Annotated in this window: 21 protein-coding genes; all 21 read left to right on the plus strand. The window is 40.4% G+C overall.

Annotation, left to right across the window (positions count from 1 at the left end; translation table 11 throughout):
- Positions 1–8 precede the first annotated feature (8 nt).
- The 21 genes from rplL (at position 9) to rpsQ (ending at position 20,280) form a co-directional block, all read left to right on the plus strand.
- Positions 9–371 (plus strand): 50S ribosomal protein L7/L12, encoded by a 363-nt coding sequence (gene rplL / locus G532_RS0110525; protein WP_027964784.1) that lies wholly within the window; start codon positions 9–11, stop codon positions 369–371.
- 169 nt (positions 372–540) lie between these two features.
- Positions 541–1,146, plus strand: a complete 606-nt coding sequence (locus G532_RS0110530) for a class I SAM-dependent methyltransferase (protein WP_027964785.1) — start codon at positions 541–543, stop codon at positions 1,144–1,146.
- A gap of 359 nt (positions 1,147–1,505) precedes the next feature.
- Positions 1,506–5,060 carry a DNA-directed RNA polymerase subunit beta gene (gene rpoB, locus G532_RS0110535; protein ID WP_027964786.1) on the plus strand — a complete coding sequence of 1,185 codons (3,555 nt, stop codon included), beginning with the start codon at positions 1,506–1,508 and terminating at the stop codon, positions 5,058–5,060.
- Positions 5,061–5,167: 107 nt separating this feature from the next.
- On the plus strand, positions 5,168–8,800 hold the full coding sequence (gene rpoC, locus G532_RS0110540) for a DNA-directed RNA polymerase subunit beta' (protein WP_027964787.1): 3,633 nt from the start codon (positions 5,168–5,170) through the stop codon (positions 8,798–8,800).
- Positions 8,801–8,918: 118 nt separating this feature from the next.
- Complete coding sequence (locus G532_RS0110545; protein ID WP_027964788.1) at positions 8,919–9,170, plus strand: ribosomal L7Ae/L30e/S12e/Gadd45 family protein; 252 nt, start codon at positions 8,919–8,921, stop codon at positions 9,168–9,170.
- A 102-nt stretch (positions 9,171–9,272) separates the two neighbouring features.
- Positions 9,273–9,686 (plus strand): 30S ribosomal protein S12, encoded by a 414-nt coding sequence (rpsL, locus tag G532_RS0110550; protein ID WP_027964789.1) that lies wholly within the window; start codon positions 9,273–9,275, stop codon positions 9,684–9,686.
- 46 nt (positions 9,687–9,732) lie between these two features.
- Positions 9,733–10,203, plus strand: coding sequence for a 30S ribosomal protein S7 (rpsG, locus tag G532_RS0110555; RefSeq protein ID WP_027964790.1), 471 nt, complete (start codon positions 9,733–9,735; stop codon positions 10,201–10,203).
- Positions 10,204–10,244: 41 nt separating this feature from the next.
- Positions 10,245–12,323, plus strand: a complete 2,079-nt coding sequence (gene fusA / locus G532_RS0110560) for an elongation factor G (protein WP_027964791.1) — start codon at positions 10,245–10,247, stop codon at positions 12,321–12,323.
- Positions 12,324–12,442: 119 nt separating this feature from the next.
- The gene (tuf, locus tag G532_RS0110565; protein WP_027964792.1) at positions 12,443–13,633 is read left to right on the plus strand and encodes an elongation factor Tu; all 1,191 of its coding nucleotides are present in this window, start codon (positions 12,443–12,445) and stop codon (positions 13,631–13,633) included.
- 429 nt (positions 13,634–14,062) lie between these two features.
- Positions 14,063–14,911, plus strand: coding sequence for an AraC family transcriptional regulator (locus tag G532_RS0110570; RefSeq protein ID WP_035512923.1), 849 nt, complete (start codon positions 14,063–14,065; stop codon positions 14,909–14,911).
- A 323-nt stretch (positions 14,912–15,234) separates the two neighbouring features.
- Positions 15,235–15,543: a 30S ribosomal protein S10 gene (gene rpsJ / locus G532_RS0110575; protein ID WP_027964794.1), complete on the plus strand. Its 309-nt coding sequence runs from the start codon at positions 15,235–15,237 to the stop codon at positions 15,541–15,543.
- Positions 15,544–15,564: 21 nt separating this feature from the next.
- Complete coding sequence (gene rplC / locus G532_RS0110580) at positions 15,565–16,191, plus strand: 50S ribosomal protein L3 (RefSeq protein ID WP_027964795.1); 627 nt, start codon at positions 15,565–15,567, stop codon at positions 16,189–16,191.
- 28 nt (positions 16,192–16,219) lie between these two features.
- A complete protein-coding gene (rplD, locus tag G532_RS0110585; RefSeq protein ID WP_027964796.1) occupies positions 16,220–16,843 on the plus strand; it encodes a 50S ribosomal protein L4 in 624 nt (207 codons plus the stop codon).
- Positions 16,843–17,133: a 50S ribosomal protein L23 gene (rplW, locus tag G532_RS0110590; RefSeq protein WP_027964797.1), complete on the plus strand. Its 291-nt coding sequence runs from the start codon at positions 16,843–16,845 to the stop codon at positions 17,131–17,133. Before rplD ends, rplW begins: the two co-directional genes overlap by 1 nt.
- Positions 17,134–17,174: 41 nt before the next feature.
- On the plus strand, positions 17,175–18,008 hold the full coding sequence (rplB, locus tag G532_RS0110595) for a 50S ribosomal protein L2 (RefSeq protein ID WP_027964798.1): 834 nt from the start codon (positions 17,175–17,177) through the stop codon (positions 18,006–18,008).
- A 56-nt stretch (positions 18,009–18,064) separates the two neighbouring features.
- Positions 18,065–18,343 carry a 30S ribosomal protein S19 gene (rpsS, locus tag G532_RS0110600; protein ID WP_027964799.1) on the plus strand — a complete coding sequence of 93 codons (279 nt, stop codon included), beginning with the start codon at positions 18,065–18,067 and terminating at the stop codon, positions 18,341–18,343.
- Positions 18,344–18,362: 19 nt separating this feature from the next.
- Entirely contained in the window at positions 18,363–18,707 is a 345-nt protein-coding gene (rplV, locus tag G532_RS0110605) for a 50S ribosomal protein L22 (protein WP_084500696.1), read from the plus strand.
- Positions 18,708–18,710: 3 nt separating this feature from the next.
- Positions 18,711–19,352, plus strand: a complete 642-nt coding sequence (rpsC, locus tag G532_RS0110610) for a 30S ribosomal protein S3 (protein ID WP_027964801.1) — start codon at positions 18,711–18,713, stop codon at positions 19,350–19,352.
- An 18-nt stretch (positions 19,353–19,370) separates the two neighbouring features.
- On the plus strand, positions 19,371–19,805 hold the full coding sequence (gene rplP, locus G532_RS0110615; protein ID WP_027964802.1) for a 50S ribosomal protein L16: 435 nt from the start codon (positions 19,371–19,373) through the stop codon (positions 19,803–19,805).
- A complete protein-coding gene (rpmC, locus tag G532_RS0110620) occupies positions 19,795–19,998 on the plus strand; it encodes a 50S ribosomal protein L29 (protein ID WP_027964803.1) in 204 nt (67 codons plus the stop codon). The genes rplP and rpmC overlap by 11 nt, the downstream gene beginning before the upstream one ends.
- An 18-nt stretch (positions 19,999–20,016) precedes the next feature.
- Positions 20,017–20,280 carry a 30S ribosomal protein S17 gene (gene rpsQ / locus G532_RS0110625; protein ID WP_027964804.1) on the plus strand — a complete coding sequence of 88 codons (264 nt, stop codon included), beginning with the start codon at positions 20,017–20,019 and terminating at the stop codon, positions 20,278–20,280.
- Positions 20,281–20,310: the final 30 nt, after the last annotated feature.

Raw genomic sequence — 20,310 nt, forward strand, 5'->3', positions numbered from 1 at the left:
ATCTTATCATGACTAAAGAACAAATTATTGATGCGATTAAAGAAATGTCAGTTTTAGATTTAAATGATTTAGTAAAAGCAATTGAAGAGGAATTCGGTGTTACAGCAGCAGCTCCAGTAGCGGCAGCAGGTGCTGGCGCAGCGGAAGCTGAAGAAGAACAAAGCGAATTCGACGTAGTACTTGAAGATGCAGGTGCTTCTAAGATTAAAGTTGTTAAAGCAGTTCGTGAAATCACTGGTTTAGGTCTTAAAGACGCTAAAGACTTAGTTGACAATGCTCCAGGAGCAATCAAAGAAGGCGTTACAAAAGAAGAAGCAGAAGAAATGAAAGAAAAGTTAGAAGAAGTTGGAGCGAAAATCGAATTAAAATAGTCGCGCTACCAATCTCCAAGATGAGCTCGCTGAGACAGAATTCAGCGAGCTTCATTTTTGCATAGAGCTAGAAATGTAGCTTTGTGGATCTATTTACTATTTATTTTTTAAACTGTTCTTATGTATGTGAAGCAACACAAGTTTTCCTTTCGTAAAGGTGGTCGAAAAAATGAGCGAGCACTATTATTCAAAATCCCCCAAGAGTAGCAGCAATCCAACTAAATTCCAAACAACTATTCAATCAATCTCACTTACTTTCCAAACGGATGATGGCGTTTTTTCAAAAAAACAAATCGATTACGGAACCAAAACCTTATTAGAGCAGTTTCAATTCCCAGAAACAGTTGGCGATATACTAGATGTCGGTTGTGGATATGGCCCAATAGGGATTACGGTTGCTAAAATGGCACCAGAGCGAAGAATTAACATGTTCGATGTAAATGAAAGAGCAGTAGACTTAGCGGAGAAGAACATTTCTCTAAACTATGTATCTAATGCAGAGGCTTCCGTTGAAGAAGGAATTCACTCTTTCCCGGATGATCGTTATGCAGTTGTTGTGACGAACCCGCCATTTCGAGCAGGAAAAAAAGTTGTACATGAAATTGTAGAAGAAAGCAAACGTGTGATGGTTAAACAAGGGGAGTTATGGCTCGTTGTACAGAAGAAGCAAGGTGCTCCATCTTTACAAGCAAAAATGGAAGACGTGTTTGGAAATGTAGAAGTGATGAAACGTGATAAAGGCTATTTTATTTTGAAATCACGAAAGATTGACTGACATGTTCGAGTGTGCTAACATTAATAAATGCCAATAAATCTATTTCTTTGTCAAGTTCTTTTTTATAAATTTAAAATCGAACTTAAGAATAAAAGATTTTATGGTGTATGTATATGACTTGAATGATAAGTTAATACTGGAATCAGCACTGGTACATAAATAGTATTAGAGGTGAATTGCTTGTTGCTATTGAATGTTATAAAAATCCAGTTAAAAGAATTACATTTATCAAAAAGATAAATGTGAATATAAATGCTTGTGAAACCTTGTTGAACAAGCAAGTTCGGCATGCCTTTTTTTGTCGAACCATTTTTTGTTTTTAAGTTTTATTAAATATGGTTGTTTGAGGGGTGAAGCAGTTGACAGGTCAACTAGTTCAATATGGTCGACACCGCCAGCGTAGAAGTTACGCTCGAATCAGTGAAGTACAAGAGCTTCCAAACTTAATTGAGATTCAAACTGCATCTTATCAATGGTTTTTAGATGAAGGTTTGAAAGAAATGTTCGCGGACATTTCGCCAGTAGAAGATTTCACTGGTAATCTCTCGTTAGAATTCGTAGATTATACGTTGGGTGAACCAAAATATCCAGTAGAAGAAGCAAAAGAAAGAGACGTAACGTATAATGCTCCACTTCGTGTAAAAGTGCGTTTACGCAATAAGGATACGGGTGAAGTGAAAGAGCAAGAAGTGTTTATGGGAGATTTCCCACTAATGACAAGCACAGGTACATTTATTATAAACGGTGCCGAGCGTGTTATTGTATCACAGCTTGTTCGTTCTCCAAGTGTTTACTTTAATGAAAAATACGATAAGAATGGTAAACGTGGCCACACAGCTACTGTAATTCCTAGTCGTGGTGCATGGTTAGAGTTCGAAACAGACGCAAAAGATGTTGTACATGTTCGAATTGACCGTACGCGTAAATTACCTATTACAGTTCTACTACGTGCTTTAGGATTTAGCTCGGATGATGAAATTATTGATCTATTAGGTGATAACGAGTATATCCGTAACACGTTAGAAAAGGACAATACGGAGGATAGCGATAAAGCGTTAGTAGAAATCTACGAACGTTTACGCCCTGGGGAACCACCAACAGCGGATAACGCAAGAAGCTTACTGTATTCTCGTTTCTTTGATCCGAAGCGTTACGATCTTGCTCGTGTTGGTCGTTACAAAATGAATAAAAAGCTTCACATTAAGAATCGTTTATTTAATCAGACATTAGCAGAAACCATTGCTGATGAAGAGACTGGTGAAGTTATTGCTCGTAAAGGTGATAAACTGAACCGCCGTTTATTAGATAAGTTGATTCCTCATTTAGATAAAGAAGACGAAGCAACTGGAGAAAAAATTCTAGAACCTCAAGATGGGGTATTAGATGATCCGGTGAAGGTTCAATCAGTTAAGATTATCGATCCAACTGACCCTGATGGAGAAAGAACTTTAAATATTATTAGTAATGGTAATGTAGATCATAGTATCAAGCATATTACGTATGCAGATATTATTTCTTCTATCAGCTATTTCTTTAATATTCTCCACACAGTAGGAAACACAGATGATATTGACCACTTAGGTAATCGTCGCCTGCGTTCTGTAGGTGAGTTGCTTCAAAACCAATTCCGTATCGGTCTATCCCGTATGGAACGTGTTATTCGTGAGCGTATGTCGATTCAAGATACAGAGTCGATTACACCACAACAATTAATTAATATTCGACCAGTAATTGCATCGATCAAAGAATTCTTTGGTAGCTCGCAATTATCACAGTTCATGTACCAGACGAACCCATTAGCTGAATTAACGCACAAGCGTCGACTTTCAGCATTAGGTCCCGGTGGTTTAACGCGTGAACGTGCAGGTATGGAAGTTCGTGACGTACACTATTCTCACTACGGGCGTATGTGTCCAATCGAAACTCCTGAGGGACCGAATATCGGACTAATTAACTCTTTATCTTCTTATGCAAAAGTTAATCCGTTTGGCTTCATCGAAACGCCGTATCGTAAAGTTGACCCAGACACTGGGCGCGTTACTGGTGAGTCAGAGTATTTAACGGCAGATGAAGAAGATCAATATATTGTTGCACAGGCAAATGCTCGTTTAGAAGAAGATGGGTCGTTTACAGATGAAGAAGTAATCGCTCGTTTCCGTGGGGAAAACACGGTCGTCTCTCGTGATCAAATTGATTACATGGATGTCTCTCCTAAACAGGTAGTATCTGCTGCGACAGCATGTATCCCATTCTTAGAAAACGATGACTCAAACCGTGCATTAATGGGTGCAAACATGCAGCGTCAGGCTGTACCTTTAATTGAACCAGAGGCTCCATTTGTAGGAACAGGTATGGAGTATGTTTCTGGTAAAGACTCTGGTGCTTCTATTGTGTGTCAGCACCCAGGTGTTGTAGAGAAAGTTGAAGCTAAAGAAGTTCATGTACGCAGAATTGAAACAGTGGATGGAAAAGAAGTGGAAGGCGACTTAGATCGTTATCCTTTCCAGAAGTTCATTCGTTCTAACCAAGGTTCTTGTTACAACCAAAAGCCGATCGTTTCTAAGGGAGATCGTCTTGAAAAAGGTGAAATCATCGCGGATGGTCCTTCTATGGACATGGGTGAATTAGCCTTAGGTCGAAATGCGTTAGTAGCATTTATGACTTGGGACGGTTATAACTATGAGGACGCTGTTATTATGAGTGAGCGCCTAGTTAAAGATGATGTATTTACTTCTATTCATATTGAAGAATTTGAATCAGAAGCACGTGATACGAAACTAGGACCAGAAGAAATCACACGTGATATCCCTAATGTTGGGGAAGACGCATTACGTGACTTAGATGAAAGTGGAGTCATTCGTGTCGGTGCAGAAGTTACTGATGGCGATATCTTAGTTGGTAAAGTAACTCCAAAAGGTATGACGGAACTTTCTGCAGAAGAACGTTTACTTCATGCGATTTTCGGAGAGAAAGCTCGTGAAGTACGAGATACCTCCTTACGTGTACCACATGGTGGTGGCGGAATCGTACATGATGTAAAAGTATTCAACCGTGAAGACGGAGATGAACTATCTCCTGGTGTGAATAAGCTAGTTCGCGTATATATCGTTCAGAAGCGTAAAATTTCTGAAGGTGACAAAATGGCTGGTCGTCACGGTAACAAAGGTGTTATTTCCAAAATTCTTCCAGAAGAAGATATGCCTTATTTACCAGACGGTACTCCAGTAGATGTCATGTTAAACCCATTAGGTGTTCCATCACGTATGAACATTGGTCAGGTATTAGAGTTGCACTTAGGTATGGCTGCCCGTGAAATGGGAATCCATGTTGCATCTCCAGTATTTGATGGTGCTAGTGAGGAAGACGTATGGGAAACCATTCAAGAAGCTGGCTTAGCAAGAGATGCAAAAACAGTTCTTTATGATGGTCGTAGTGGTGATGCTTTCGACAACCGTGTTTCTGTAGGTGTCATGTATATGATCAAGCTAGAGCACATGGTAGACGATAAGCTACACGCACGTTCTACTGGACCATACTCACTTGTTACACAGCAACCACTTGGTGGTAAAGCGCAATTCGGTGGACAGCGTTTTGGTGAAATGGAAGTTTGGGCACTAGAAGCATATGGTGCTGCTTACACACTTCAAGAGATCCTAACGGTTAAGTCGGATGACGTTGTTGGTAGAGTGAAGACGTATGAAGCAATTGTTAAAGGTGAGAACTTGCCAGAACCAGGTGTTCCGGAATCGTTCCGCGTATTAATCAAAGAACTTCAGAGTCTTGGTATGGATGTTAAAATGCTAACGCATGATGAAAAAGAAATTGACTTACGTGATTTAGAAGAAGACGAAAAATCTCAAGGTCAGTTAAATGTAAATATTGAAAAACCAGAACCAGAAGAAGCACCTGAATAAATTGCTTGTGAACGTAACTATTTAACTCGTTCAGAAAGTCTCTAAAATGTTAGGGCTTTCTGAACACCCTAATATAAATGCTGTATAAAATAAGGGAGGTTGGCTCCTTGATCGATGTAAATAGATTTGAGTACATGAAAATTGGATTGGCATCATCAGAGAAAATTCGTTCTTGGTCATATGGAGAGGTTAAAAAACCTGAAACGATTAATTATCGTACATTAAAGCCAGAAAAGGACGGTCTATTCTGTGAACGTATTTTTGGTCCGACAAAGGACTGGGAATGTCACTGTGGAAAATATAAGCGTGTACGTTACAAAGGTATCGTCTGTGACCGCTGTGGTGTGGAAGTAACAAAAGCAAAAGTTCGTCGTGAGCGTATGGGTCATATTGAATTAGCGGCTCCTGTGTCTCACATTTGGTATTTCAAAGGAATTCCAAGTCGTATGGGCCTTGTGCTTGACTTATCACCACGTGCTTTAGAAGAAGTAATTTACTTTGCTGCTTATATTGTTACAGAACCTGGAGATACACCGCTTGAGAAAAAACAACTACTTTCAGAAAAAGAATACCGAGCTTACTATGATAAGTACGGTAAAACGTTCCAAGCTCATATGGGCGCGGAAGCAATACGTAAACTATTGCAAGACGTTGATATGGAACGTGAAGTTGGAGAATTGAAAGAAGAGCTTAAAACTGCTCAAGGTCAACGAAGAACTCGTGCGATTAAACGTTTAGAGGTATTAGAATCATTCCGTAATTCTGGTAATGATGCTTCTTGGATGGTTTTAGATGTATTACCGATTATTCCTCCAGAACTTCGCCCAATGGTGCAGTTAGACGGTGGACGTTTCGCTACATCTGACTTAAACGATCTTTATCGTCGTGTTATTAACCGTAATAACCGTTTAAAACGTTTATTAGACCTAGGTGCACCAACAATTATTGTTCAAAACGAAAAGCGTATGCTACAAGAATCAGTTGACGCGTTGATTGACAACGGACGTCGTGGCCGCCCAGTTACCGGACCAGGAAACCGCCCGTTAAAATCACTCTCACATATGCTGAAAGGTAAGCAAGGGCGTTTCCGTCAAAACTTACTTGGTAAGCGTGTGGACTATTCTGGTCGTTCGGTTATCGTTGTTGGACCAAACTTGAAGATGTACCAATGTGGACTACCAAAAGAAATGGCGATTGAATTGTTCAAACCATTTGTGATGCGTGAATTAGTGGAACGTGGCTTAGCACACAACATTAAATCTGCAAAACGTAATATTGAACGTTTACGCCCGGAAATTTGGGATGTTTTAGAAGATGTTATTAGAGAGCACCCAGTATTATTGAACCGTGCACCGACACTTCACCGTTTAGGAATTCAGTCATTTGAACCGGTATTAGTTGAAGGTCGCGCAATACGCTTACACCCATTAGTGTGTACAGCATATAACGCTGACTTTGATGGAGACCAAATGGCCGTTCACGTTCCTTTATCACCTGAAGCACAAGCGGAAGCACGCGTGTTAATGCTAGCAGCTCAAAATATCTTAAACCCTAAAGATGGTAAGCCAGTTGTGACACCATCACAGGATATGGTATTAGGTAACTACTATTTAACATTAGAACGTAAAAATGCATTAGGTGAAGGGAAAGTTTTCTCCACTCCTGAAGATGCATTAGCGGCTTACGATAATGGCTATGTTCATTTACACAGTCGTGTTGGATTAATGGCTAAGTCTTTAAACAATCCTCGTTTTACAGAGGAACAAAATAAGAAAGTTATCGTAACTACGGTTGGTAAAATTATCTTTAACGAAATTTTACCTCGTTCATTCCCGTATATTAATGAACCGACTTCTAGTAACTTAGAAATCGAAACACCAGAGAAGTACTTTGTTGATCCTAATCTTGACTTGAAAGAGGAGTTTGCCTCTCGTGAGTTAATTGATCCGTTTAAGAAAGGGATCTTAGGAGATATCATTGCGGAAGTATTTAAATACTACAAGCTTTCTGAAACGTCTAAAATGCTAGACCGTATGAAAGACTTAGGTTTCAAATACTCTACGAAGGCCGGAATTACAATTGGTGTAGATGATATTGTGGTTCTTAGTGACAAACAAGATGTTCTTGATGAGTCTCAAGCTAAAGTAGATAAAGTAATGAAGCAATTCCGTAGAGGTTTAATTACGGAAGGTGAACGTTATGATCGTATTATTGCGATTTGGACGGAAGCGAAAGATGTTATTCAAAGTAAGTTGATGGACTCCTTAGAGACATTGAACCCAATTTACATGATGAGTGACTCTGGAGCTCGTGGTAACGCATCTAACTTTACGCAGCTTGCTGGTATGCGTGGACTGATGGCAAACCCATCTGGCCGTATCATTGAATTACCGATCAAGTCTAGTTTCCGTGAAGGACTAACAGTATTAGAGTACTTTATTTCTACACACGGTGCGCGTAAAGGTCTTGCCGATACAGCACTGAAAACAGCAGACTCAGGTTACTTGACCCGTCGTCTAGTTGATGTGGCACAAGATGTCATTATCCGTGAAGATGATTGTGGAACAGACCGTGGTATGGCTGTTGAAACATTGCGTGAAGGAAATGAAATTATCGTTCCGTTATATGACCGCTTAGTTGGTCGTACAGCATTCCGTGCAGTGAAGCACCCAGAAACGAGCGAGAAATTAATCGGACGTAATGAACTAATTACCGAAGATATTGCAAAAGAAATCGTCGAAGCTGGTGTAGAAACAGTCGTCATTCGTTCTGTATTTACTTGTAACACGCCTCATGGTGCTTGTAAGAAGTGTTATGGACGTAATATGGCTACTGGTGACCAAGTTGATGTTGGTGAAGCAGTTGGAATTATCGCTGCACAGTCAATCGGTGAACCTGGTACACAGTTAACAATGCGTACATTCCACACAGGTGGAGTTGCCGGAGACGATATTACCCAAGGTTTACCGCGTATCCAAGAGGTATTCGAAGCGCGTAACCCTAAAGGTCAGGCGGTAATTAGTGAAATTCACGGTACCGTAAAAGAAGTTAACGAAATGAAAGATAAGAAAGAAATCATCGTACAAGGTGAGGTAGAACCTCGCACTTACAATGCTCTTTACACGGCGAGAATGAGAGTTCAAGAAGGCGATCAAGTAGAACCAGGTGAAGCATTAACGGAAGGTTCGATTGACCCGAAAGAACTTATCAAAGCTCAAGGCCTACAAGGTGTTCAAGAGTACTTGTTAAGAGAAGTTCAAAAAGTTTATCGTATGCAAGGTGTTGAAATTAGTGATAAACACGTGGAAGTAATGGTTCGCCAAATGCTTCGTAAGGTACGTGTTGTTGAAGGTGGAGACACAGAGCTATTACCAGGATCATTACTTGAATTCCAACAGTTTAAAGAAGCAAACCATGCTGTTCTTAACAAAGGTGGAGCTCCAGCTGTTGCGAAACCAATTATTCTTGGTATTACGAAAGCATCTCTTGAAACAGATTCGTTCTTATCAGCAGCATCATTCCAGGAGACAACTCGTGTCCTAACTGATGCAGCTATCAAAGGTAAGTATGATGAATTACTAGGTCTTAAAGAGAATGTAATCATCGGTAAGCTTGTTCCTGCTGGTACCGGGTTACACCGTTACCGTCAGTTGCAGCCTGTCAAAGACGATGCACACTTACAAACAGAAGAAGCAGAAGAAACAGAAGAAACAGAACAAGAAGTAGCTACAGAAATATAATGTGATCAACAGGTTAGAAGCATCTTGGATTTTTTAGATAATCATTGACAACATTTTGTTGGGGTGATAGTATATTCAAGGTGCTTCATTTAACCTTGTTACTTTGGAGGAGCAATAAATGTCTTATGAAAAAGTAGCACAGGCTCAAAATCGTTTAATTATTGGAGCAAAACAAGTACTTAAGTCTATGAAAAATAGTGAAGTACAAGAAGTCGTTATTGCAGAAAATGCAGAGCGACGTATAACCGATGAAATTTTACAAATGGCTGAACAATATCAAGTTCCGGTTGTGTATGTTGAGTCGATGAAAGAGCTCGGTAAAGCAAGCGGTATTGAAGTTGGAGCGGCTACAGTAGCAATTAGACAGTAAACTTATACATGATGCGTTATGTATGAAGTTTGTTTTTTTGCTAAATTATGAACCACCTGGATGTGTGGTATTGCAAAAGAGAAATCGAAGGGAGGAAAAATCATGCCAACTATTAATCAGTTAGTACGCAAAGGACGTCAAACAAAAACTCGTAAGTCTGACTCTCCGGCACTAAATCATGGTTTCAATAGCTACAAGAAAAAGTATACAAATAACCCAGCTCCACAAAAGCGCGGTGTTTGTACACGTGTTGCTACAATGACTCCAAAGAAGCCGAACTCAGCACTTCGTAAATATGCACGTGTTCGTCTTTCTAACCAAATTGAAGTTACGGCTTATATCCCAGGTATTGGGCACAACCTACAAGAACACAGTGTTGTACTAATCCGTGGTGGTCGTGTTAAGGACTTACCGGGTGTACGTTATCACATTGTTCGTGGTGCGTTAGATACTGCTGGAGTTGACGGTCGTAGACAAGGTCGTTCGAAGTACGGAACGAAAAAACCTAAGCAATAAAATCGTTAATGCGTTTTAAGAACATCAATGAAGGGAGGATTACAAAATGCCACGTAAAGGTGCAGTACCAAAAAGAGATGTATTACCAGATCCACTTCATAACTCTAAACTTGTTACTCGTCTAATTAACCAAATTATGGTTGACGGTAAAAAAGGAACAGCTCAAAAGATTTTATATAAAGCTTTTGATTTAGTTGAAGAACGTAGTGGTCAAAATGCTATGGATACATTTGAAGAAGCAATGAAAAACGTTATGCCAGTACTTGAAGTACGTGCAAGACGTGTTGGTGGTTCAAACTACCAAGTACCAGTTGAGGTGCGTCCAGAACGTCGTCAAGCGCTAGGATTACGTTTCATCGTAAACTATTCTAGACTTCGCGGAGAAAAGACAATGGAAGAGCGTCTTGCAAATGAAGTGCTAGATGCTGCTAATAACACAGGTGCAGCTGTTAGACGCCGTGAAGAAATGCATAAAATGGCGGAAGCGAACAAAGCGTTTGCTCACTATCGTTGGTAATCAATCTAACTTAATCCTAATAGAAGGAAGGAGAAATTATTATGCCAAGAGAGTTCTCCTTAGACAAATATCGTAATATTGGTATCATGGCTCACATTGATGCTGGTAAAACAACAGCTACGGAGCGTATCTTGTTCTACACAGGACGTATTCACAAGCTGGGGGAAACTCACGAAGGGGCATCCCAAATGGACTGGATGGATCAGGAGCAAGAACGTGGTATTACAATCACTTCTGCTGCTACCACAGCCGAATGGAATGACCATCGTATTAATATTATTGATACTCCAGGGCACGTAGACTTCACTGTTGAGGTTGAACGTTCACTACGTGTACTTGATGGTTCTGTTGCGCTACTAGATGCGCAATCAGGTGTAGAGCCACAAACGGAAACTGTTTGGAGACAAGCAACTACTTACGGAGTACCTCGTGTTGTGTTTATCAACAAGATGGATAAAATGGGGGCTGACTTCCTATACTCTGTAGGTACTTTAGTAGATCGTCTTGGAGCAAATGCTCACCCAATTCAATTACCTATTGGTGCGGAAGACGACTTTGAAGGAATCATTGACCTAGTTGAAATGAAAGCATTCTTCTATGAAGATGACCTTGGTACTCGTACTACAGCAGGAGAGATTCCTGATGAGTATAAAGAACAAGCTGAGGAATATCATACACGTTTAGTTGAAGCTGTTGCTGAACTAGATGAAGAATTAATGGAGAAATACCTAGAAGGTGAAGAGTTTACAGTTTCTGAACTGAAAGCTGCGATCCGTAAAGGTACTTGTGATGTTGAATTTTACCCAGTAATGGTTGGTTCAGCTTTCAAAAACAAAGGTGTACAATTACTTCTAGATGCTGTAATTGATTACTTACCATCTCCATTAGATGTACCTGCAATCGAAGGTCACAAGCCTGGAACAGAAGAGCAAGTTACTCGTAAGTCTGATGACAACGAGCCATTCTCAGCTCTAGCATTCAAGGTAGCAACTGACCCATTCGTAGGTAAGTTAACATTCTTCCGTGTGTATTCAGGTACTCTTAAGAGTGGTTCCTACGTTAAAAACGCTACAAAAGATAAGCGTGAACGTGTAGGTCGTATCTTACAGATGCACGCAAACCACCGTGAAGAAGTATCTGAAGTATTCGCAGGTGACATCGCTGGTGGTGTAGGTCTTAAAGACACGGCTACTGGTGACACCATTTGTGATGAGAAGAACTTAGTAATTCTAGAATCAATGGACTTCCCTGATCCAGTTATCGCGGTTGCTATTGAGCCTAAATCAAAAGCTGACCAAGATAAAATGGCAATTGCATTAGGTAAACTAGCGGAGGAAGACCCAACATTTAAGACAGAATCAAATGAAGAAACAGGTCAAACAATCATTCATGGTATGGGTGAGTTACACTTAGATATCATCGTGGACCGTTTGAAACGTGAATTCAAAGTTGAAGCAAATGTTGGTGCTCCACAAGTTGCTTACCGTGAAACATTCCGTGCTAGCGCGGAAGTTGAAGGTAAGTTCGTACGTCAGTCAGGTGGTCGTGGACAATACGGTCACGTTTGGGTTAAATTTGAGCCAAACGAAGAAGGTGCTGGCTATGAGTTTATCGATAAAATCGTAGGTGGTGTTGTACCACGTGAATATATCGCTTCTGTTGGGCAAGGAATTAGAGAAACAATGGAAAACGGTGTACTTGCTGGTTACCCACTAATCGACTTAAAAGCAACATTATTCGATGGTTCTTACCACGATGTTGACTCGAACGAGACAGCATTTAAAGTAGCTGCATCTATGGCGCTTAAAGAAGCGAAAAACAAATGTAACCCTGTACTTCTAGAACCAATGATGAAAGTAGAAATCGTTGTACCTGAAGAATACATGGGAGACATCATGGGTGATGTTACATCTCGTCGTGGACGTGTAGAAGGAATGGGAACACGCGGAAATGCTTCTGTAGTTGATGCGTTCGTACCACTTTCTGAAATGTTCGGTTATGCGACTGCACTTCGTTCAAATACGCAAGGTCGTGGAACTTACACAATGCACTTCAGCCACTATGACGAAGTTCCAAAATCAATTTCTGAGGAAATTATCAAAAAAAATAGTGGAAGATAATTGATTTTTTTGAGAAAATCCCTTATAACAAGTATTGTAAGGAGTTGTCCTTTAGAAATTTTCTAAAGGACAACCAAACAATAAATAAAATTATGATTAATCTTAAGGAGGAAATATAAATGGGTAAAGAAAAATTTGACCGCTCAAAACCCCATGTTAACATTGGTACAATTGGCCACGTTGACCATGGTAAAACAACTTTAACTGCAGCAATCACTACAGTACTTCACAAACGTTCTGGTTCTGGTGAAGCACGCGCTTACGATACAATCGACGGTGCTCCAGAAGAAAAAGAACGTGGGATCACAATCTCAACTGCACACGTTGAGTACGAAACAGAAAGCCGTCACTATGCACACGTTGACTGTCCAGGTCACGCTGACTATGTTAAAAACATGATCACTGGTGCTGCACAAATGGACGGAGCGATCTTAGTTGTATCTGCAGCTGATGGTCCAATGCCACAAACTCGTGAGCACATCCTACTTTCACGTCAGGTTGGTGTTCCAGCAATCGTTGTATTCCTAAACAAATGTGACATGGTAGACGACGAAGAGCTATTAGAATTAGTAGAAATGGAAGTACGTGACCTATTAGGTGAGTACGACTTCCCTGGCGACGACATTCCAGTTGTTAAAGGTTCTGCTCTAATGGCAATCGAAGGTAACGAAGAGTACGAAGAAGCGATCATGGAACTAATGAACGCTGTTGATGAGTACATTCCTAACCCAGACCGCGATACTGACAAGCCATTCATGATGCCAGTTGAGGACGTATTCTCAATTACTGGTCGTGGTACTGTTGCTACAGGCCGTGTTGAACGTGGTAAAGTATCTGTTGGTGATGAAATTGAAATCGTTGGTCTTGCAGAAGCTGCAAGCAAAACAACAATCACAGGAGTTGAAATGTTCCGTAAGCTTCTAGACTACGCTGAAGCTGGTGACAACATTGGTGCGCTACTACGTGGTGTATCTCGTGAAGACATCAAGCGTGGGCAAGTTCTAGCTAAGCCTGGTTCAATCACTCCACACACAAACTTCAAAGCTGAAGTTTATGTACTATCAAAAGACGAAGGTGGACGTCATACTCCATTCTTCACTAACTACCGCCCTCAGTTCTACTTCCGTACAACGGACGTAACTGGTATTTGCCAACTACCAGAAGGTGTAGAAATGGTAATGCCTGGAGATAACGTTGAAATGGACGTTGATCTTATTTCATCAGTAGCGATTGAAGAAGGAACTAAATTCTCAATCCGTGAAGGTGGACGTACAGTAGGCGCTGGCGTTGTTGCTAAAATCGTTAAGTAATTCACTTTTGTGAATATATAAAACTACCGAGACACTGTCTCGGTAGTTTTTTTATGCAATGAAAAGTCAGGCGCTATATGAGATTTATGGAAATACAGTGATGTTCGTGGATATAGTTCACTTTTATGGCTATTACCTCGCTTGATTTGTGTGCTAAAGAAATAGAAATAGATATGCCGGCAAAAGGGGACGTCAATCAGGTAACCGCCAGCTTATGCCGGCATTTGAAGGCACTATTCTGGCGAAAGAACTTGTATGCCGGCAAGCGGATGCACTATTCAGGTGAGAATTTATCAATGCCGGCATAACAACCACCTCACAAGAAAAACTAAACAATATCCTATATAATAATACTGGACACATGCAAGCACTTGAAGACAAGCTAAATTATCTGCTTACTATACAATAAAAGTGAAGGGAGGGAGAGCCATGTGGATTGAATCGCTTCAAAAATCTATTGATTATATGGAAGAAAATTTATTGGAGAAGATTTCGATTGATGAAATCGCTGAGGTAAGTCATTTCTCATCATTCCATTTCCAAAGAACCTTCTCCATATTGACTGGGTGTACAGTGAGTGATTATCTGCGCCGTAGAAGGTTAACTCAAGCTGGCTATGAACTGCAACATACGGAGAAGAAAATTATTGATATAGCTTTAAAGTACAATTTTGAATCCCCAGAAGCATTTACTAAAGCTTTTCGTAGACAACATGGTAGTTCACCAACTCAAATTAGAAAGGGCATTGGCTCTCTTTCTACCTATAACCATCTGGTGATCCAGGTGAAATTGAAAGGGGCAGAACCTATGAATGTGAGAATTGAAGAATTAGACGCATTTCAAGTGTCTGGCGTAAAAAGAGAATTCAATATGGAAGAGGAAAATGGATCGATAGGTATTAGGGATTTCTGGGACGATTCGAATGCTGAGGGAACAACTGAAGAACTAAGAAAGTATAATAATGGCCCTGTAGGCGATGTTTTAGGAGTTTGCTTTGACAAATCAGAAGGTAAAATCGATTATTGGATCGCTGTTGCTCATAGTGGGGAACCATTACAACAATACGAATCTGTAACACTACCTCGTTCCAAATGGGCTGTGTTTGAAGTGAAGGGTGCAATGCCAGATGCGATGCCAAAAGCTTGGAACAGAATATATTCAGAGTGGTTTCCGACGAGTGGCTATGAACACGGTGGAGGTCCAGAGTTTGAAAGATATCTAAAGGGAGATCCTTATCAAGAAAACTATGAGTCTGAGATTTGGATTTCAGTAAAATAATATAAATGAAGAAATAGAAAGTCCTCAATTATACTAGAGGACTTCTTTTGTTGTACATAGTAAGCTTTAATTATTCTGAATATTACTCAGACCATTGAAATACACGTCCAACCTTTGTATACTAGTTGAAGTAACTGCAAAAAGATTATAATAAAAAGCTTGAAATTAAGAGCACTATTCTTTATAATTAGTAATGTTGCAGTTGAAACAAGGCGATGAAGTGGAAGGTTGCCGACACACCCGGCCCCTTTGCCATGGCAAGGTGTGGGGAAATTTCCGCGGAGAATGTCTGTTGAAAAGATAGGCGTAAAGGAGGGAAAGTAATGGCAAATGAAAAGATTCGCATTCGATTAAAAGCTTATGATCACAAGGTATTAGATCAATCAGCAGAAAAAATCGTAGACACGGCAAAAAGATCAGGTGCAGGAGTTTCTGGACCAATCCCATTGCCAACAGAGCGTTCGGTTTATACAATCTTACGTGCAGTACACAAGTACAAAGATGCTCGTGAACAGTTCGAGATGCGTACACATAAGCGTTTGATTGATATTTTAAACCCAACTCCACAAACAGTGGATGCGCTAATGCGTTTGGATTTACCATCTGGCGTAGATATCGAAATTAAATTATAAACAATATAGGAGGTGTAACGGATGGCGAAAGGAATCTTAGGACGTAAAATCGGAATGACGCAAGTATTTTCTGAAAGTGGCGAACAAGTACCAGTAACAGTTGTTCAAGCTGAAGGAAACGTTATTCTTCAAAAGAAGACAATGGAAAACGACGGATATGAAGCAGTTCAAATCGGTTTTGCTGATGAGAAGAAAAACCGTAGTAACAAAGCGGAAAAAGGTCACGCTGAGAAAGCTGAAACAGAACCTAAGCGCTTCATTCGCGAATTCCGTAACGCAAATCTTGACGATTATGAAGTAGGTCAAGAGTTGAGTGTGGATATTTTCGAACCTGGACAAATGGTTGATGTAACAGGAACTTCAAAAGGTAAAGGTTTCCAGGGTGCAATTAAGCGACACAACCAATCACGCGGACCAATGACTCACGGTTCTCACTTTCACCGTAAACCCGGTGCAATGGGTGTAATTGACCCAATGCGTGTGTTCAAAGGTAAGAAGATCCCTGGTCAAATGGGTGGAGAGCAAGTAACAATTCAAAACCTAGAAGTTGTTAAAGTTGATACGGAAAACAACTTAGTTCTTATTAAAGGGAACGTACCAGGTGCGAAAAAGTCTTACGTAAAAATCTCAGGTGCGGTTAAGGCGTAACCATTAACGAACGAAGGGAGGATATGTCATGCCTAAAGTAGCACTATTTAACCAAGCAGGCTCTCAAGTTGGAGATGTTGAACTTGCAGATGCAGTGTTTGGAATCGAGCCAAATGAAAAAGTAATGCATCAAGCTGTACTTTCACAGCAAGCATCATTACGTCAAGGTACTCATAAAGTAAAAGGACGCTCAGAAGTGAGTGGCGGTGGACGTAAGCCGTGGCGCCAAAAAGGTACAGGCCGCGCACGTCAAGGTTCAATCCGTTCTCCACAATGGGTTGGTGGTGGAGTAGTATTCGGTCCAACACCACGTAGTTATAGTATGAAGTTAAACAAGAAAGTGCGTAGCTTAGCACTTAAATCTGCATTAGCTTCTAAAGTAAAAGATGAAGAGATTGTAGTACTTGAAGGGTTAAACCTTGAAGCTCCAAAAACGAAAGAAATTACAGCGTTATTATCTGGTCTTAACGTAGTAGGTAAGGCACTAATAATTACTGCTGAAAACGACACTAATGTTGAGCGTTCAGCGAACAACATTCAAGGTGTTAAAGTTCTAACAGTTGACCAGGTCAACGTATTAGACTTAGTGAAGCATGACAAGCTGCTTATCACGAAAGAAGCGGCTGAAAAAGCAGGGGAGGTGCTTGCATAATGAGAGAACCAAGAGATATCATTAAGCGCCCAATTATAACAGAACACTCTGCAGATTTAATGGCTGAGCAGAAGTACACTTTTGAGGTATCTTCGCATGCAAACAAAACAGAAATTAAACATGCAGTTGAATTAATCTTTGATGTTAAAGTTGATAAGGTTAACACGTTAAACTTAAAAGGTAAGTTTAGAAGAATGGGTCGTTACGGCGGCTATCGTCCAGATCGCAAAAAAGCGATTGTTAAACTTGCCGAAGGTAGTAAAGAATTAGACTTCTTTGAAGGTGTCTAAAAATAAAGGTTATGAACTGATAATTAAAGGAGGGAAAAAAGATGGCGATAAAAAAGTATAAACCAATTACTAACGGACGTCGTTTTATGACTACATTAACTAATGAAGAAATTACGACATCCACTCCAGAAAAATCTCTACTTGCACCAGTTAAGAAAAAAGCTGGACGTAACAATCAAGGGAGATTGACTATGCGTCATCAAGGTGGTGGACACAAACGCCAGTATCGTATAATTGATTTCAAACGTGAAAAAGATGGTATACCAGGACGCGTTGCTACAATCGAATACGATCCAAACCGCTCTGCTAATATTGCATTAATCAATTATGCAGATGGTGAGAAGCGTTATATCCTAGCACCTAAAGGCCTAAAAGTAGGCAACGAAATTGTTTCAGGTGAAAAAGCTGATATTAGAACAGGTAATTCTTTACAACTTAATAATATTCCAGTAGGTACGGTTGTTCATAATGTTGAACTTAAACCAGGCCGTGGTGGACAATTAGTCCGTTCAGCTGGTGCACAAGCACAAGTACTTGGTCGTGAAGAGAAGTACGTATTAGTACGTTTAGCTTCTGGAGAAACACGCCGTATTTTAGGAACTTGTCGTGCAACAGTAGGGCAAGTTGGTAACACTGAGCACGAACTAGTAAAAGTCGGTAAAGCCGGTCGTAGTCGTTGGAAAGGTATTCGTCCAACTGTACGTGGTTCTGTTATGAACCCTAGTGATCACCCACACGGTGGTGGTGAAGGACGCGCACCAATCGGTATGCCTTCTCCAGTAACTCCATGGGGTCAACCAACGCTTGGTTACAAAACGCGTAAGCGTAACAAGCCTTCAGACAAGTACATTGTACGTCGTCGTAAGAAGAAGTAATGTTTGATTTGCAATTTGCATAAGCAAATTGCTCCAACTCGAAGGGAGGTTTATTCATGGGTCGTAGTTTGAAAAAAGGACCTTTCGCTGATGATCATTTGTTGAATAAAGTCGAAAAATTAAACTCTGATAATAAAAAAGAATTAATTAAGACATGGTCTCGTCGTTCAACGATTTTCCCACAGTTCGTAGGGCACACAATCGCAGTATATGATGGACGTAAACACGTACCAGTTTATGTAACTGAAGATATGGTAGGACATAAACTTGGTGAATTTGCACCATCAAGAACGTATAGAGGTCACGGTAGTGACGATAGAAAAACAAAACGATAGATGAGAGGAGGTTTGCATGATGCAACAAGCTAAAGCTGTAGCTAAAACGGTTCGTATCGCTCCTCGCAAGGCTCGTTTAGTTATCGATTTAATTCGAGGTAAAGAAGTAGGCGAAGCTTTCGCAATCTTAAAGCACACTAACCGTGCAGGCTCACCGATTGTAGAAAAAGTTCTTAATTCCGCTGTTGCGAATGCGGAACATAACTATGAATTAGACGTTGATAACTTAGTAGTTACGGAAGCATTTGTAAACGAAGGGGTAACATTAAAGAGATTTCGTCCACGTGCACAAGGCCGTGCGAGCGCGATTAATAAACGCACAAGCCACGTAACAGTAGTGGTATCAGAAAAGAAGGAGGGATAATTCGTGGGTCAAAAAATTAATCCAAAAGGTCTTCGCGTAGGAATCATTCGCGACTGGGAATCTAAATGGTACGCAGAGAATGATTACGCTGATCTTTTACATGAAGACATTAAAATTCGTGAATTCATTCAGGGACGCTTAAACGATTCGTCAGTTTCTAAAATTGACATCGAACGTGCAGCGAACCGTGTAAATATTTCTGTACACACAGCAAAACCAGGTATGGTTATTGGTAAAGGTGGTTCTGAAGTAGAAGCACTTCGTACACAATTAACACAATTAACTGGCAAGCGTGTTCACATTAATATTGTTGAGATTAAGAAGCCAGAATTAGATGCGACACTAGTTGCAGACAATATTGCTCGTCAATTAGAAAATCGTGTATCTTTCCGTCGTGTTCAGAAACAAGCAATCCAGCGCGCTATGCGTTCAGGTGCTAAAGGTGTTAAAACACAAGTTTCTGGTCGTCTTGGCGGAGCAGACATCGCACGTGTTGAACAATACAACGAAGGAACTGTACCACTTCACACACTTCGTGCAGACATTGATTATGGTACTGCAGAAGCAGACACAACTTACGGTAAGCTTGGTGTTAAAGTGTGGATCTATCGTGGAGAAGTCCTTCCAACAAAAACTGATGAATAAGGAAGGGGGAGAAGCAATATGTTAATGCCTAAACGCGTAAAGTATCGTAGACAACACCGTACTAGCCTTAAAGGTCGTGCGAAAGGTGGAACAGAAGTAGCATTTGGTGAATATGGATTACAAGCACATGAAGGTGCATGGATCACAAGTCGTCAAATCGAGGCTGCTCGTATTGCAATGACTCGTTATATGAAACGTGGCGGTAAAGTTTGGATTAAGATCTTTCCAGACAAGCCAAAAACTGCTAAGCCATTAGAAGTCCGTATGGGTTCCGGTAAAGGTGCTCCAGAAGGATGGGTAGCAGTAGTTAAACCAGGTAAGGTATTATTTGAAGTAGCTGGTGTAAGTGAAGAGGTAGCTCGTGAAGCACTTCGTCTAGCATCTCATAAATTACCTATTAGAACGAAGATCGTAAAACGTGAAGAAATTGGTGGTGATAGCAATGAAGGCTAATGAAATCAGAGAACTAACCACTGCCGAAATTGAACAAAAAGTAAAATCTCTTAAAGAAGAATTGTTTAACTTGCGCTTCCAACTTGCTACAGGACAGTTAGAAAACACTGTACGTATCCGTGAAGTACGCAAAGCAATTGCTCGTATGAAAACAGTTATTCGTGAAAGAGAGCTCGGCGTTAATAATCGATAAAGAGGAGGTCAACCTATAATGGCTGAACGTAATTCTCGTAAAGTATACAGCGGACGTGTTGTTTCTGACAAAATGGATAAAACAATCACTGTTTTAGTAGAAACGTATAAATTCCACCCGCTATATGGCAAACGTGTAAGATATTCTAAGAAATTCAAAGCACATGATGAAAACAATCAAGCAAAACAAGGTGACGTAGTAAGCATCATAGAAACTCGTCCACTATCTTCTACAAAACGTTTTCGTTTATTAGAAGTAACAGAAGAAGCAGTAATTATTTAATAAAAGTTCGCTCGGAATGATTCCGAAGGG

Source organism: Halalkalibacillus halophilus DSM 18494, assembly GCF_000423105.1.
In the GTDB taxonomy this organism is placed as follows: domain Bacteria; phylum Bacillota; class Bacilli; order Bacillales; family Alkalibacillaceae; genus Halalkalibacillus; species Halalkalibacillus halophilus.